A 15,119-nucleotide genomic window follows, 5' to 3' on the forward strand; every position below is an offset into this window, starting at 1 on the left:
TAATTATACTAATTCAACTTAAACAAGCTAAATTCTTTAAATAAAAGAGGTTGATTAAGTTAAATTGGGGCGAATAAATTGATTCGCTTAAAAGAATATGCTGTTTTCACGTGCAAACAACAAAGCTCTTTAAATGATAATTGGGTTAATTAAGTTGAAATAGTCAAAACTTAATCTGACAGTTACGAAAAATTAAAACACGTAACTGAGATTAGTATTATGACAACACAAGCGAAGATCATCAAAAACAAGTTGGGCATATTGGAGCTTGCCCAGCATTTAGGAAACGTATCACAGGCCTGCAAAGTAATGGGCTACTCACGGGATAGTTTCTATCGTTTCAAAGAACTTTACGACCAGGGCGGAGAATTGGCCCTTCAGGAAATCAGCCGCAGGAAGCCAGTATTAAAGAATCGTGTGGAAGAACACGTTGAAAAAGCCGTTGTTGAGATGGCGATTGAGCAACCTGCTTTAGGCCAGTTAAGGGTTTCCAACGAGTTAAAAAAACAAGGCATATCAGTGTCTCCCGGTGGCGTAAGAAGTATCTGGTTACGCCACGATTTGCATACCTTTAAACTTCGTTTAAAAGCGCTGGAAGCCAAGTCAGCACAAGAAGGATTAGTATTGACAGAAGCGCAGGTTATTGCTTTAGAGAAAGCCAAAGAAGAAAAGAAAGCTCATGGTGAAATAGAAACACATCATCCCGGTTACTTAGGTGCTCAGGATACCTACTACGTCGGCAACATTAAAGGTGTCGGCCATATTTACCAACAGACATTTATTGATACCTACGCTAAAGTAGCCTTTACCAAACTGTATGACCGTAAAAATGCACTGGTTGCGGCAGAAATGCTTAATGATAAAGTTGTGCCTTTTTATGAGCAACACGAACTCCGTTTATTGAGGGTACTGACCGATAGAGGGACCGAATATTGCGGTGCAAGGGAACAACATGAGTATCAGTTATACCTGGCAATCGAAGACATCGACCATACCAAAACTAAAGCCAAAAGCCCGCAGACCAATGGTATTTGCGAACGGTTCCACCGGACCATTCAGGATGAGTTTTATGCAATTGCGTTTCGCAAAAAAATATACAGAAGCATAGCTGAATTGCAAGCTGATCTGGACAGGTGGATGTATAACTACAACAATGAAAGGACTCACAGTGGCAAGTACTGCTTCGGTAAAACACCGATGCAAACTTTCACCAGCAGTATTCCGATGGCCCAGGAAAAGTTATTGGAGAGACTCGCCGAAGACCAGATTCTTCAGAGCCCTCACAAAAAGGGCTCAGAAGAATCTGAGTCAATGCATTTAGACGAGAAAATATTATATTCACAAATTCCATCTGACAATCTTTAAAACCACCCGACTGTCAGATCAAGTTGTGGCTATTACAATTAAGTTGAAACTCCAACTTAATCAACCCAATCAACTTAGTCAACTCAATCAACTAAAATCAGTCAATCAAATTAACACTGCGGGTAACAAACTCTGTCAGTTCCGCGCCGGTTAACAAGCCTTGTGAAAGGAGTGCAAGATCAAAAGCTTGTTTTGAAAGCTGGGTTTGCAACTCTTCGTTTTCCTCGTTAGCAATCCGGCTGATCAGTTTATGATTTCCGTTGATGATCACTTTATAATTATCGGGCATGCTGCCATAAAAGCTCATGCCGCCGCCCATTGCTGCCATTTCCTTCATCCGGCGCATAAACTCATCCATGGTTACAGTTACAGGCATTTCCTCGGGGTTTAAACTCTCCAGCTGCACTTTATAAGCCGCCCTGTTGATCGCCTTTTCAAATACAGCCTTCACTTTGGTTGATTGCTCTTCGGTAAGGATATGCTCGGGTGCATCTTCTTTGGCAATCAGTTTATCAGCAACATCAGCATCTACCCGCTTAAAGGATGTATTTTCCAGCTTATGCTCTATATGGCCAATAAAGTGATTGTCAATAGGGGAGTTCATCAGCAATACATCATAACCCTTTTTATTTGCCGATTGTATAAACGCATCCTGTTTGTCAGGATCATTGGTATAAATGTAAACCAGCTTGCCATCTTTATCAGTTTGCTCAGGGGCCACTTTTTCCTTATATTCTGGAAGGGTAAAATTTTCCTTTTTGGTATTGGTCAGCAAGACAAAATCTTTAGCCTTATCATAAAACTTATCGTCGCTGATGGCGCCATATTTAACAAAAAGGCCAATATCGCTCCATTTATCTTCAAACGCTTTACGGTCGTTTTTAAACAGGTCTGCCAATTTTTCAGCTACCTTTTTGGTGATATAGCTGTTGATCTTCTTTACGTTACTGTCGGCTTGTAAAAAACTCCGCGATACGTTCAGCGGGATATCCGGTGAATCGATCACCCCATGCAGCAGCATCAAAAATTCCGGAACAATGTCTTTTACCTCGTCAGTAATAAATACCTGGCGCGAGTAAAGCTTTATCTTGTTACGCTGCATTTCAAAATCGTTTTTTAATTTCGGGAAATACAGAACGCCGGTAAGATTAAACGGATAATCCACATTCAGGTGGATCCAGAATAACGGGTCCTCAGAAAAAGGGTAAAGCTGCTTGTAAAAATTCAGGTAGTCCTCGTCTTTTAACTCCGCAGGCGCTTTAGTCCATATCGGGTTGGTATCGTTGATGATGTTATCAGTTTCAACCGATTTGTATTTGGTTTTACCTTCTTCATCCACGCCATCTTCTTCTTCCTGGGTTGTTGTGCCGAATTTAATAGGCACCGGCAAAAATTTGCAATATTTATCCAGGATCTCCTGCAGGCGGTGTTTACTTAAAAATTCTTCGCCATCTTTATTAATGTGCAGCGTAATTTCCGTACCGCGTTCGGCCAGGCTGCCTTCGGTTATTTCAAATTCGGTACTGCCATCGCATGTCCAATGGGCAGGTGTTGCGCCTTCCTGGTACGACAAGGTTTCAATCTCTACCTGGTCGGCCACCATAAACGCCGAATAAAAACCTAAGCCAAAACGGCCTATAATTTCATTTGCATCCTTTGAGTCTTTAAACTTCTCAACAAACTCGGCAGCGCCTGAAAAAGCGATCTGGTTGATATATTTTTTGATCTCTTCGGCCGTCATTCCCAAACCATTATCGGATATAGTAATGGTTTTTTTGTCCTCATCAAAAGCTACTTCAACACGCAGGTCGCCCAATTCGCCGGTATACTGGCCCGAAAGTGCAAGGCGTTTGATCTTTTGTGTCGCATCAACAGCGTTAGATACCAGCTCACGCAAAAATATCTCGTGATCTGAATACAGGAATTTTTTAATGATTGGAAAAATGTTTTCGGTATGAATCGAAATTGTGCCTTTTTCTTGCATAATCTATAAAGTTATTAGTTTATTGTTTTTGTGATAATCCCATCTATCAATGGGCGTTCCAAAAGACGTTGGGTTGACAAATTGGCAGGGGATAGGTTGGAATGGTTGAAAAAGTTGGAATGGTTGAAAAGGTATAATTACAACTGATTTAAAAGAGCAGTAAATGCTGTCTTTAGCTTATTGGCTGTTTCCACATCTGTTATATTCCCGTCACCATCCATTTTCGACCTGATAAAAGAAATCAGCAACGTAGCATCCTCCAACACATTTGCAGACAATGCGCCCAATGTCAATAGCAGGGAAGCATGCGCATTTTTCCCGCCGGTTGAGGCAGTGATAAGCGCCAATGGTTTACCCACGAGTGAGCCGCTGCTAACCATCCAGTCGAGAGCGTTTTTTAAGGATCCGGGCACGCCAAAGGCATATTCAGGTGTGCAAATCACTACGCCATCAGCTTCAGTTAATAATTTGCGAAGAGCCGTTACGGTTTCCGGCGGATCGTCATGATCCAAACCAGGGTCAAAATGGGGTAATTGGCTTAAGCCATCGTAAATAGCATAGTTAACATTTGCCGGCGCCAATTTACCCAGGAAACGCAGAATACCATGGTTGGATGAACCGGCACGGAGGCTGCCCGAAATAGCGATGATATTTTTTGTTGGTTTCAATGCAAACGATAAAATGCAATTTTACAGTTTATAAACCTTGAAAAGCAGCCCGATCAGAAAAATGATCAAATACTGACGGTTTTCAAAAAACACCGGTAGTTATTTGTTTTTTAATTAATAGTGCTTCTTAGTTTTAGTTGAGCCTTCTGTCCCTTATCATTGAAATACTTGTTCTGATGATAAAAAATATTGGAGCCGTTGTAGCTACGATACCGATAATGTTAAGAATGTTCATATCCATAAATTTCTTTAGCGTTGTTGCTTACCGGGAAATGCAATAATTATTCCAGCTTATCAATTCTGGCAATTAATGAAACTTCTGCAGGGAAAAAGATGTGATAAAAAGCCACAAGCGAAATAAAAAAGCCTCTTTGTGGCTAAAAACGCCTGTTTTTCAATTTTATCATAACCCATAAACACCATTTGTTAAAAAATATATTTTTCCGTAATATGGAATCGCGATCCAAAAAATACACAATGTGGGGTGTGGTTGGGGTTTGGGAACTGCTTGTAAACCAAACCGATGTTTGATTTATAACAGATTATTTATAATATCCGAAGTTGCCGGGATGGTCAAGGTTTTTCAAAAGAAACAAGTAGCCTTTTAATCCTACAATCCTCTCATCTTAAAAATCATAGTTCAGACATTTCATCCGCCCACCTGCGCAAACGACAATATAAACGCCGCCCCCATGCCCTCGGTTGATTGCACCTGGATATTACCCTTGTGCAAGAGCATGATCTGTTTACAAAGACTGAGCCCTATGCCGCTGCCGCTTTTGCGTGTACTAAAGAAAGGGATAAATATTTTATCAAGCAATTCCGGCGGCATACCCATGCCGTTATCGGCAATCTTTACCAGGGTTTTGTTATTGCTGGTAATTTCGGCAGATAGGGTAATCCTTGGGTTTTCACGCTCCTTTACAGCTTCCACCGCGTTTACCAGCAGGTTAATCATTACTTGTTCCAATAGGTTATGGTCGGCCTCAATCGCAAGGGTTGGGTCGCGAAGAATGATCTCCAGCTCAATATGTTTTTTTTCAAGCGATGGCCGCATCAGGCTGTTCAGGTTCTCAAAAAGGTTGCGCACCAGTATTTTAGTCAGATCCAGTTTGGTGATCTTGTTAAGGCTTCGGTAACTTTCGGTAAATTTAAGCAGACCCTCGCTGCGGCGTTTAATGGTATCAATACCCAGTTCAAGGTCCTCCAGTTCGCTGCTTACCGGGCTGTTTTTAATTTCGGGGCTTTGCAGCCGGTTCTTCATCGTATCGGCCAGCGACGATATGGGCGCTACCGAGTTCATGATCTCGTGCGTCATTACACTCAATAGTTTTTGCCAGGCTTTTGATTCCGTTTCATCCAGTGCTTCGCTTACATTCTGGAATGCGATCAGTTTATATACTTTATCATCGCTGCGCAGCATACTGGCGGTCACCAGTATTTTTACCAATTGCTGGTTGCGGGTAATGGTGATGATTTTAGCGTCGCCGGTTTTTAGTTTGATCAGCTCGGCATACAAAGCAGGTTCACGTTTTTCAAGCGAGTGGATGGTTTTAAGATAGGGGACACCCAGCAGGTTTTTAAACGACTCGTTGATCCAGCCGGTTTCGCCGGTTTCCTGTTCGTAGGATAAGATACCCGTATCCACCAGTTCCAATATTTTTTGCAGGTAATGGTATTGCGTTTCGCGTTCGCGGCTGATCAGTTTAAAGGTGGTGTTGATCTCGTTAAAACCCTTACGAAGCGGTTTTAGCTCATTTGGCGCCTTGCGCACATCAAAATGCCTCGAAAAATCGCGGTAATGGATAGATTCAACAAACTGGGTTACTTCGTCCTGCGCCTTTTTTTGAAAGCGGATCAGGTCTATCACCTCATAAACTACCAGCGGCAGGGTAATCACTAAAAAGATGTAAAAGCCGGAGCCTTTTTCCACCAGCACCGAAGTTATGGTGAGGGTAATAAACATAATGATCACCCGCAGCACCAGCCGCCATTCATATCGCTTAAATATCATATTTGCTCAGTCTGCGGTAAAGTGCGGTACGGGTTAAGCCAAGTTCTTTGGCCGCCCGGGTAATATTGCCGTTATGTTTATCAATCACCCTAAGAATCGCATTTTTTTCCATAATGCTCAACGGAATGTTATCGTCATCAACTACCACATCCGGCTGGGTTTCAAGTATGGAGAAGATGAGGTCATCTGGCCGCAGGATGTGGTCGTCCGCCATAATAACCGCCCGCTCAATAGTGTATTGCAGCTCCCGTACGTTGCCGGGGTAATTATATCCCTTGAGCTTTATCAGCGCGGCGGCATCAAAATCAACCGAAGGCTTCAGGTATTTGCTTGCATAAACTTTAGCAAAGTGCCGGGCCAGTATCACTATATCCTCGTTACGTTTGCGCAAAGGCGGCATGTTGATCTCAACCGTATTGATCCGGTAAATTAAATCCTTTCTGAAACGGTTTTCGTTAGCCAGTTCATACAATGGCAGGTTGGTAGCGCATATCAAACGGATATCAATATCAACCGCTTTATTGGTGCCAAGGCGGGTTACCTGCCGGTTTTGCAGCACCGTTAATAATTTGGCTTGTTGCTGCAGGGAAATATTGCCTATTTCATCCAAAAATAAGGTGCCGCCCTCAGCATCTTCAAACCGGCCGGCACGATCCTCGCGGGCATCGGTATAAGCACCTTTTTTATGGCCGAATAGTTCGCTTTCAAATAATGAATCCGTAAGTGCGCCAACGTCAACCTTTACAAAAGGTTTATCGGCGCGCAGCGAACGTTCGTGAATAGCCTTGGCCATCAGGTCCTTGCCGGTGCCGTTTTCGCCCAGTATCAAAATGTTGGCATCGGTTGGGGCTATTTTGTTTACTTTAAAAAAAATATCCTGCATCACATCCGATTCACCCAGGATCGATGTCTGGCTTCCGCTCTTTGAGGTAGTTTTTAAAGGTTTAGTGCCTTCTTTTTTATCCAGCAGTTCTTTTATTGTATCAATCAACTTCTCATTGTGCCAGGGTTTTACGATAAAGTCATTGGCGCCTTCCTTTAAGCTGCGTACGGCCAGGTCAATATCGCCATAAGCGGTGATCATGATCACGCAAACATTCGGCTTCCATTCTTTAACTTTCCGCAGCCAGTACAATCCTTCGTTTCCGGTATTAATGGCGCTGTTAAAGTTCATATCGAGCAAAACAAGATCAACCTGGTTACGCTGTAGCAGCCAGTTTAAATTTTCGGGATTTTTTTCAGTGATCACCTCTCCGGCTTCCGTTTTCAGCAATAGCTTAACTGCGGTAAGCACATCCGGGTCATCGTCAACAATTAAAACTGTAGCTTTTTTTAGTATCATCTTTTAGTTAGTCATTGGGTCATCAGGTCATTGCGTCATTTTTATCACAGGTACAGAAAAAGTGCATAATAATTATGGGATGTAAATTTGTAAATTTACTTAATTCAACGTGCCTGATAAACTGTTTAACTATGAACCGCTATATTAAATACTGCAATTTTTATGCTAATTGCCGTAAGTGCGTTAAATATGAACAATAAAATTTTATTATCCACAATTGCCTAATAACTATTAACCTGTATACCAATCAGCAAATGACAAATTCTTCATAATCATCGTCCAATGACCTAATGACTTAATGACCAAATGACTCAATAGTCATTGTATCATAACCGTACACTTGCTGTAACAGAAGCGTACGCTTTAATCTTATAAATAAGGCTTAAATGGCTGAAATACAGTAAATTAATTTGTGGCATATCTTTTTATAACCATTCATCAAAATATAACATAATACAGTGGACAGAAAAATTGAAAAAAAGACCTGGAATACCAAACGAATTCTGATGATTACCGGAATAGCCGCCGGTGTGATATTGCTTACCTGGATGATTTTAACAACCGTAGGAGGCAAAAGTAAACTCGATGTAGATACAGACAGATTAACGATCAGCGAAATAAAAAAAGGGCCGTTCCAGGAGTTTATACCGATCAACGGAACCGTGTTGCCGCTTACTACTATTTACCTTGATGCTTCAGATGGGGGGCGTGTGGAAGAAAAATATGTTGAAGACGGCGCGATCCTGAAAAAAGGGCAACCCATTTTAAGACTATCTGATCCCGACCTGGAGCTTCAGTTGGCGGGCCAGCAAACTAATGTAACGGGCCAGCAGATCCAGATGCAGATAGCGCAAAACCAGGCGCAGCAAAATACCATCACCAAGCTACAAAATATGGCCGATGTGGAAAGTTCATTTAAAGAGGCGGAAAGATTATATAAACTGGATAAAGAACTTTATGCAAAGAAAGCCATTGGCTTGCAGGATTACCAGATCGCCAAAAATGCTTATGATTATCAAACCGAAAAAAGAAGGCTGACAAAGCAGATATTAAGCCAGGATACGATGCTGGTAAAACAATCGGTATCGCAGGCAAAACAGCAGATAGCCCAAATGAAGCAGGCATTAACCGTAATGCAGGAAAAAGTTGCCGACCTTACCGTAAGGGCGCCGGTTGATGGCCAGTTAACCTCCCTTGATGCCGAAGTAGGACAAAGTAAAACAAAAGGGGAACATCTGGCACAAATCGACGTCTTATCAGGGTTTAAGGTGCAGGCGCAGGTTGAAGAGCACTATATTTCCCGTGTTATTCCCGGATTGACCGCTTACTATGTGGATAATGATAACAACACCTTTAAACTGGTTGTTAAAAAGGTGTACACACAGGTAACCAATGGACAGTTTAATGTGGACATGCTGTTTGTGGGTGCAGTACCCAAAGGAATAAGAAAAGGACAGACCTTACAGATCAGGCTTGTATTTAGCGACCCGGTTCCGGCACTTTTGCTACCAAAAGGTGGTTTCTTTCAGCAAACGGGCGGCAACTGGATATTTAAACTGGCGGCGGATGGTAAAACAGCCTATAAAGTAGATATCCAGATAAACAGGCAAAGCCCTGATTATTATGAATTGACATCAGGTTTAAAGGAGGGTGATAAAGTGATTACCTCAAGTTACGAGACCTATGGTACTAATGAAGTGCTGGTATTGAAAAAGTAGCGGGTTAGCGATTAGTAATTGGAAATTAGAAAAGAAAAGTTTTATAAATAAATAAAGAATAATTAATTAAAAACTATAAATAACATTCTTCACTCAAAAAAGGAGGTAAGGATTATGGAGGCACCAATGATAAAAATTACAGATCTTGAGAAATTTTACCGCACAGAAGAGGTAGAAACGATTGCTTTAAACAAGCTGTCGATCGAAGTTAAAACCGGTGAGTTTGTTGCCATCATGGGCCCGTCGGGCTGCGGCAAATCAACCTTGCTTAATATTTTGGGCATGCTCGACGACCCGGATGAGGGCAGCTATGTTTTTAACGGCATCGAAGTGGCCCATTTTACGGAGCGCAAACGCGCCGACCTGCGCAAGCATAATATCGGTTTTGTGTTCCAAAGCTTTAACCTGATTGATGAACTCACCGTATTTGAAAACGTCGAGTTACCGTTGATCTACACCGGCGTGCCATCAGCCGAGAGGGTTAAAAGAGTAGAGGAGGTGCTGGATAAAATGCAGATCATGCACCGCCGTAACCACTATCCGCAGCAATTATCGGGTGGTCAGCAACAGCGTGTGGCTATTGCCAGGGCCGTTGTAAACAAACCCAAACTGATACTGGCGGATGAGCCCACCGGTAATTTGGATAGCAGCAACGGTAACGATGTAATGGAATTGCTTACTGACTTAAACGAACAGGGCACCACAATTATCATGGTTACCCACTCAGAACACGACGCCCGTTACAGCCATCGTATTATCCGCCTGCTTGACGGGCAAACCGTGGTTGAGAATATTATGATTTAAGTCCTAAGCCTCAAGTCCTGAGTCAAATTCGGCTTCAGACTAAAGACTCCGGACTGCCGACTTCAATAATAGTTTATATAAGTTAATAAGTGCCTCCGCTAATCTCCTCCATTTTGGAGGGGTTAGCTTGAGTGTTGCCTTTATTTTTTGAGTCCGGATGCCCGAAAATCCGCCTGGGGGGCTGGCTGGATCAGTAAAGTCCGAAAGAAAAATATGTACTTCATTAGTTACTAAACAGTGGCTTAATTAGACGAAGTAAATAATTAATGATCAATGACTATTATCCTATGATACGCAATTATTTAAAGATCACTTTTCGAAACTTATGGAGGAATAAGACAGCCTCTTTTATTAATACGTTCGGTCTTTCCATCGGGCTGACGTGTTGCCTCCTTATAGGAATCTATATCCGGCACGAATTGAATTACGACCGGTTTCAGAAAAACGGCGACCGGATTGCAAGGGTGATCATGGAATATAAGTTTAATGGGGGAGATGAATTTAAAAAAGGGAATTTCACCAGTGTACGGGTGGCACCGGTTTTTAAGCAAACTTTCCCTGAAATTGAGTCGGGCGTGCGAATGGTTGAGTATAACGAAGTTGTTCAGTACCAAAATAAGCTGATCGATGAAAAAGCTTTTATGTATGCAGACGCTGCATTTTTTCAAATTTTTTCTTTCAAGGTTGTACAAGGCGATCCGGCCGCTCTGTTAAATGCCCCGCATAAAGTCGTGCTTACCGAATCAACGGCAAAAAGATACTTTGGCAGCGACAACCCGGTAGGAAAATCATTGAAATTAGCTGCCGATAGTGTTTTATACCAGGTTACCGGCGTTATGCAGGATTGCCCGTCAAATTCGCAGATTAAATTTGATTTCCTGGCATCGTTCTCCTCCTTAGGCCTAGCCGGGCAGGAGAAAACTTATTGGGATGCCAACTATACTACCTATTTTCTTTTAAGGGATAAATCATTTATCAATACGCTGCAGTCAAAAATTACCCCTTTTATGCAAAAGGAAATGGCCGGGCAGGGGGCTACGGTCGATTTCTTTCTCGAACCATTTACAAGCATCCACCTGCATTCTGAGTTTGACGGGTTTGAACCCAATAACAATATCAAATACATTTATATATTGGAGGCAGTAGCTTTACTGATCCTTTTTATTGCCTGCTTTACTTATATCAACCTGAATACAGCGCGGTCTGTTGAGCGGGCCAGGGAGGTTGGCGTGCGAAAAGTAATAGGCGCCGGTAAAATGCAGCTTTTCTGGCAGTTTATGGGCGAATCGGCAATTCTTTGCGCCATTTCAACGGTTATCAGCCTCATTGCCGCAGTCATATTGCTGCCTGAATTTAACCAGCTTACCGAAAAACAGCTTACCATACAATCTATTTTTTCGGCGCAGTTTATAGGCGGCTTAATCCTGGTTACTATTCTGGTAAGTTTCCTCGCCGGCATTTACCCTGCGTTGATATTATCGAATTTTCAGCCGGTAAAAGTTTTAAAAGGCTCCTTTAAAAATACAGTGAGCGGGCAATGGGTAAGAAAATCGCTTATCGTTTTCCAGTTTTCCATATCGGTATTGCTGATTGTATCCACCTTCATCATACAAAAGCAATTAAGCTTCATCCGCAACAAAAACCTTGGCTACAACCGCGATCATGTACTTGTATTGCCAATGTCTGAAAAAATGCGGGACAATATTGCTGTTATTAAACAGGAATTTAAAACAGATCCCCATATACAAAATATTTCCGCTTGCGTAAGTACCCCGGTAAGCATTGGCGGGGGTTATAATATGCGGTCATCTGTGATGCCCGAAAGTCAGCAGATAGCAGTAACAGCCAATCCTATAGACGATGACTTTATAAAAACAACCGGCCTGCATATTATTGCCGGGGCTGACCTTAATCAACAGGATATAAAAGACGTTTCGAACAAAGATGGAAGCCAGAACACCTATCATTTTATTATAAATGAGTCGGCCGCAAAAGAACTGGGCTGGACACCTGAGCGGGCCATAGGCCAAAAAATGTTCCTTGACGCCTCACGACCGGGTTATGTAAAGGCGGTTGTAAAGGACTTTAATTTCGAATCCCTTCATAACCCGATAAAACCCCTGGTACTGTTTCCCGAAAACAGGAGCCGCCAACTGCTCATAAAAATAAGCGGCGATCATATCCGGCAAACCATATCATTTCTCGGATCAAAATGGAAAACACTTGTACCCGACAGGCCATTTGAATTCCATTTTCTTGATGAAGATTTTAATAAACTCTATAATTCTGAAATGCGGCTGGGTGCAGTGTTAAATATATTTTCTGGCGTAGCCATTGCCCTGGCTTGCCTGGGCCTGTTTGGCTTATCGGCTTACGCTGCTAAACAACGAGTGAAAGAAATAGGTATTCGTAAGGTATTAGGTGCCGGTGTGAACAATATTGCAGCCACATTATCCGCTGATTTTGTAAAGCTGGTATTTGCTTCCGTTGTTGTCTCAACCCCGTTAGCCTGGTGGCTTATGAACAAATGGCTGCAGGATTTTGCCTACCGGATAACCATTAACGCCTGGGTTTTTATTTTAGCGGGTGTTATTGTAATACTAATTGCTGTGCTGACGGTAAGCATCCAAACGATAAAAGCTGCAATGGCAAACCCGGTTAAAAGCCTGAGAAGTGAGTAGGTTAGTTTATCGGAGATTGGAGACCGCAGATTAGGAAAAAAAGACTTGATAACCCTATGCCGCGAGACAAAATTACTTTTGAATAATTCAATAATTCACTAATTAGCTGTCATGATAAAAAACTATTTAAAATCCGCATTTATCAATATGTACAGGAACAAAACCTATACATTGATAAACATATTTGGGCTGAGCATTGGCCTGGCCTGTGTTATGCTGATTACGCTGTACATAAAAGACGAAGTCAGTTTCGACCGCTTTAATACCAATGGAGCCTCTATTTACCGGGTTGTTCAGGACGGGCGCTCGCCGGATGGCGCCACTTATAAAAACGGATTTACAGGAGGTGTAGAAGGCATAACCTTTAAACAGGAAATACCCGAAATAAATGAGTTTTGCCGGATTAACGGTGGCGGAAGTGTTCTGGTAAAAAAAGGCGGCAACGTGATTAGCGAGCCAATTTTATATGCTGATAAAAGTATCTTTAAAATATTTTCATTTCCGCTGATCAGTGGAAAATCGGGATCGGTATTAAATGACCCCAATGATTTGGTAATTACTGAAGCAATAGCAAAAAAATATTTTGGCAGTACTGATGCTGTTGGTAAAACATTACAGATAAACGTTAGTGGCAAGTTCTCACCTTTTATTATCACCGGGGTCGCAAAAAACGTCCCGCAAAATTCAACAGTACATTTTAGTTTGCTGATGCCGATCGAACCCTCCTTACCCAAATCGTATACAACGGATGATTGGTTCAGTATGTTTTTAAACACGTTTGTGTATGTAAGGCCAGGGGTTAACCCACGGGACGTTGAGCGAAAAATGAATGTTATTTTCAACCAGGATGCGGGCAAAAAATTGGCCGAATACAAAAAGCAATTCGGGCAGAAATTAAGTGTCCGATTTAATTTGGAACCATATTACAAAGTGCATTTAGGTGAATACGGTACCGGAAACGGCCTGAGGCCGTCAAACAAGGTTGATTATTCGCTTATTTTAGGTGGCATAGCTGCCTTTATCCTGTTTATCGCCTGTATCAATTTTATTAATTTAACGCTCTCGCGTTCGTTACGCCGTGCTAAAGAGATAGGCATACGTAAGGTTAACGGCAGTTCGCGCGCGCAGCTCATCGTTCAATTTATGGGCGAGTCGTTCCTGCTAACCTTGATTGCATCATTAATTTCACTGGTAATATTGGTGATTTGTTTGCCCGAATTTAATGAACTGGCCAATAAAAATCTGCAGGCCGGCTATCTTTTAACCTGGCAATCGGCAGTTATTTTTGTCGCACTGATACTTGTTAATACCTTTTTAGCAGGCTTTTACCCGGCAATGGTTCTATCAGGCTTTAATCCGGTACAAACACTTTACGGGAAATTAAAGATCAATGGCCACAATTATTTTGGAAAAAGCCTGGTGGTTGTGCAATTTATAATTGCTGTTTTTTTAGCCATCGGCACCATCGTGATGCTGAAACAATTTAATTACCTGGTAAACTCCGACCTTGGTTATAAGCCACAGGATATTGTTGACCTGCAGTTGCCTCATGATTTTCCCGCCTTTAAAAGCGATTTGTCTAAATATCCGTTTATAAAAAGTATTTCGGGGCAGATGGCGTCATTTACTTCAGTTTATGCAGATCTTTTTGAAGTTGGCGATAAAAAACTAACCAGTACGTCATTTTTGGGTATTGACAATGAGTTTTTAAACGAATTGAATATCCCTGTAATACAGGGGCATGGTTTTTACAATATGGCTGGCGATACTACCGAAGTTTTAGTTAATCAAGCGTTTGTAAAGGCAGCCGGCTGGCAGGATAGTCCTTTGGGCAAGACGATAAAACAAGGTAAACAGGAACTTACAGTCATCGGGCTCGTTCATGATTTTCACAGCGCATCGCTAAATTCCAAAATAAACCCGCTGGTGATCGAGCAACTCCCAAAACCAACTTATGGCGATGTGCTGGTTAAAATCGACCCCAATCAAAAAGTTAAAGCAATTGAGGCTATACAGCATGAATACAAAAAACTGATAGCCGATGCTCCGATTCAATACAACTTTTTAACAGATGAACTGGCAGATCAATATGATAGTGTAAATAAATGGAAACAGATCATCACGATAGCTGCGGCCATCTCCATACTTATTTCCTGTCTGGGCTTATTCGGGCTGGCCACATTATCTATTGAACAACGGGTAAAGGAAATCGGCGTGCGCAAGGTATTGGGAGCCAGTATTGCTAATATTAGTGTTGTTTTAATGACGAATTTTTTAAAGCTTGTGTTCATCGCCATTGTTATCGCCTCGCCGCTAGCATGGTATGCGATGAACAAATGGCTCGAGGATTACCCTTACCGCATTAGCATGGGCTGGTGGGTGCTTGTTTCTGCCGGACTGGGTGCATTAATCATCGCCTGCGCAACTATTGTGTTTCAATCTGTAAAAGCAGCACTTGCTAACCCGGTGAAAAGCCTCCGTTCCGAGTGATTAGAGAATAGAGACAAGAGATTATGAAAAAAGCAATGACCAAATGATAGATA

9 protein-coding genes are annotated in these 15,119 nt (G+C 42.0%); 5 read left to right on the top strand and 4 right to left on the bottom strand.

What is annotated here, in order from left to right; translation table 11 throughout:
* Positions 1–219 precede the first annotated feature (219 nt).
* Positions 220–1,365, top strand: a complete 1,146-nt coding sequence (locus tag MgSA37_RS12905) for an IS481 family transposase (RefSeq protein ID WP_096352439.1) — start codon at positions 220–222, stop codon at positions 1,363–1,365.
* Between the two features lie 97 nt (positions 1,366–1,462).
* Here MgSA37_RS12905 and htpG read toward each other — a convergent pair whose 3' ends face one another.
* The 4 genes from htpG to MgSA37_RS12925 all read right to left on the bottom strand — a co-directional run bounded on the left by htpG (position 1,463) and on the right by MgSA37_RS12925 (position 7,373).
* A complete protein-coding gene (gene htpG, locus MgSA37_RS12910) occupies positions 1,463–3,349 on the bottom strand; it encodes a molecular chaperone HtpG (RefSeq protein ID WP_096352441.1) in 1,887 nt (628 codons plus the stop codon).
* A 137-nt stretch (positions 3,350–3,486) separates the two neighbouring features.
* Positions 3,487–4,017: an NADPH-dependent FMN reductase gene (locus MgSA37_RS12915; RefSeq protein ID WP_096352442.1), complete on the bottom strand. Its 531-nt coding sequence runs from the start codon at positions 4,015–4,017 to the stop codon at positions 3,487–3,489.
* Positions 4,018–4,666: 649 nt separating this feature from the next.
* A complete protein-coding gene (locus MgSA37_RS12920) occupies positions 4,667–6,031 on the bottom strand; it encodes a sensor histidine kinase (RefSeq protein WP_096352444.1) in 1,365 nt (454 codons plus the stop codon).
* Positions 6,021–7,373: a sigma-54-dependent transcriptional regulator gene (locus MgSA37_RS12925; RefSeq protein WP_096352445.1), complete on the bottom strand. Its 1,353-nt coding sequence runs from the start codon at positions 7,371–7,373 to the stop codon at positions 6,021–6,023. Before MgSA37_RS12925 ends, MgSA37_RS12920 begins: the two co-directional genes overlap by 11 nt.
* A 458-nt stretch (positions 7,374–7,831) precedes the next feature.
* Between MgSA37_RS12925 and MgSA37_RS12930 the strand changes: the two genes are divergently transcribed.
* From MgSA37_RS12930 to MgSA37_RS12945, 4 genes are all read left to right on the top strand, one after another.
* Positions 7,832–9,091, top strand: coding sequence for an efflux RND transporter periplasmic adaptor subunit (locus MgSA37_RS12930; protein WP_096352447.1), 1,260 nt, complete (start codon positions 7,832–7,834; stop codon positions 9,089–9,091).
* A 126-nt stretch (positions 9,092–9,217) separates the two neighbouring features.
* Complete coding sequence (locus MgSA37_RS12935) at positions 9,218–9,895, top strand: ABC transporter ATP-binding protein (RefSeq protein ID WP_096357463.1); 678 nt, start codon at positions 9,218–9,220, stop codon at positions 9,893–9,895.
* Between the two features lie 287 nt (positions 9,896–10,182).
* The gene (locus MgSA37_RS12940) at positions 10,183–12,576 is read left to right on the top strand and encodes an ABC transporter permease (protein ID WP_096357465.1); all 2,394 of its coding nucleotides are present in this window, start codon (positions 10,183–10,185) and stop codon (positions 12,574–12,576) included.
* A gap of 111 nt (positions 12,577–12,687) precedes the next feature.
* The gene (locus tag MgSA37_RS12945; RefSeq protein ID WP_096352448.1) at positions 12,688–15,066 is read left to right on the top strand and encodes an ABC transporter permease; all 2,379 of its coding nucleotides are present in this window, start codon (positions 12,688–12,690) and stop codon (positions 15,064–15,066) included.
* The last annotated feature ends 53 nt before the right edge of the window (positions 15,067–15,119 follow it).

The sequence above is a fragment of the Mucilaginibacter gotjawali genome, assembly GCF_002355435.1.
In the GTDB taxonomy this organism is placed as follows: domain Bacteria; phylum Bacteroidota; class Bacteroidia; order Sphingobacteriales; family Sphingobacteriaceae; genus Mucilaginibacter; species Mucilaginibacter gotjawali.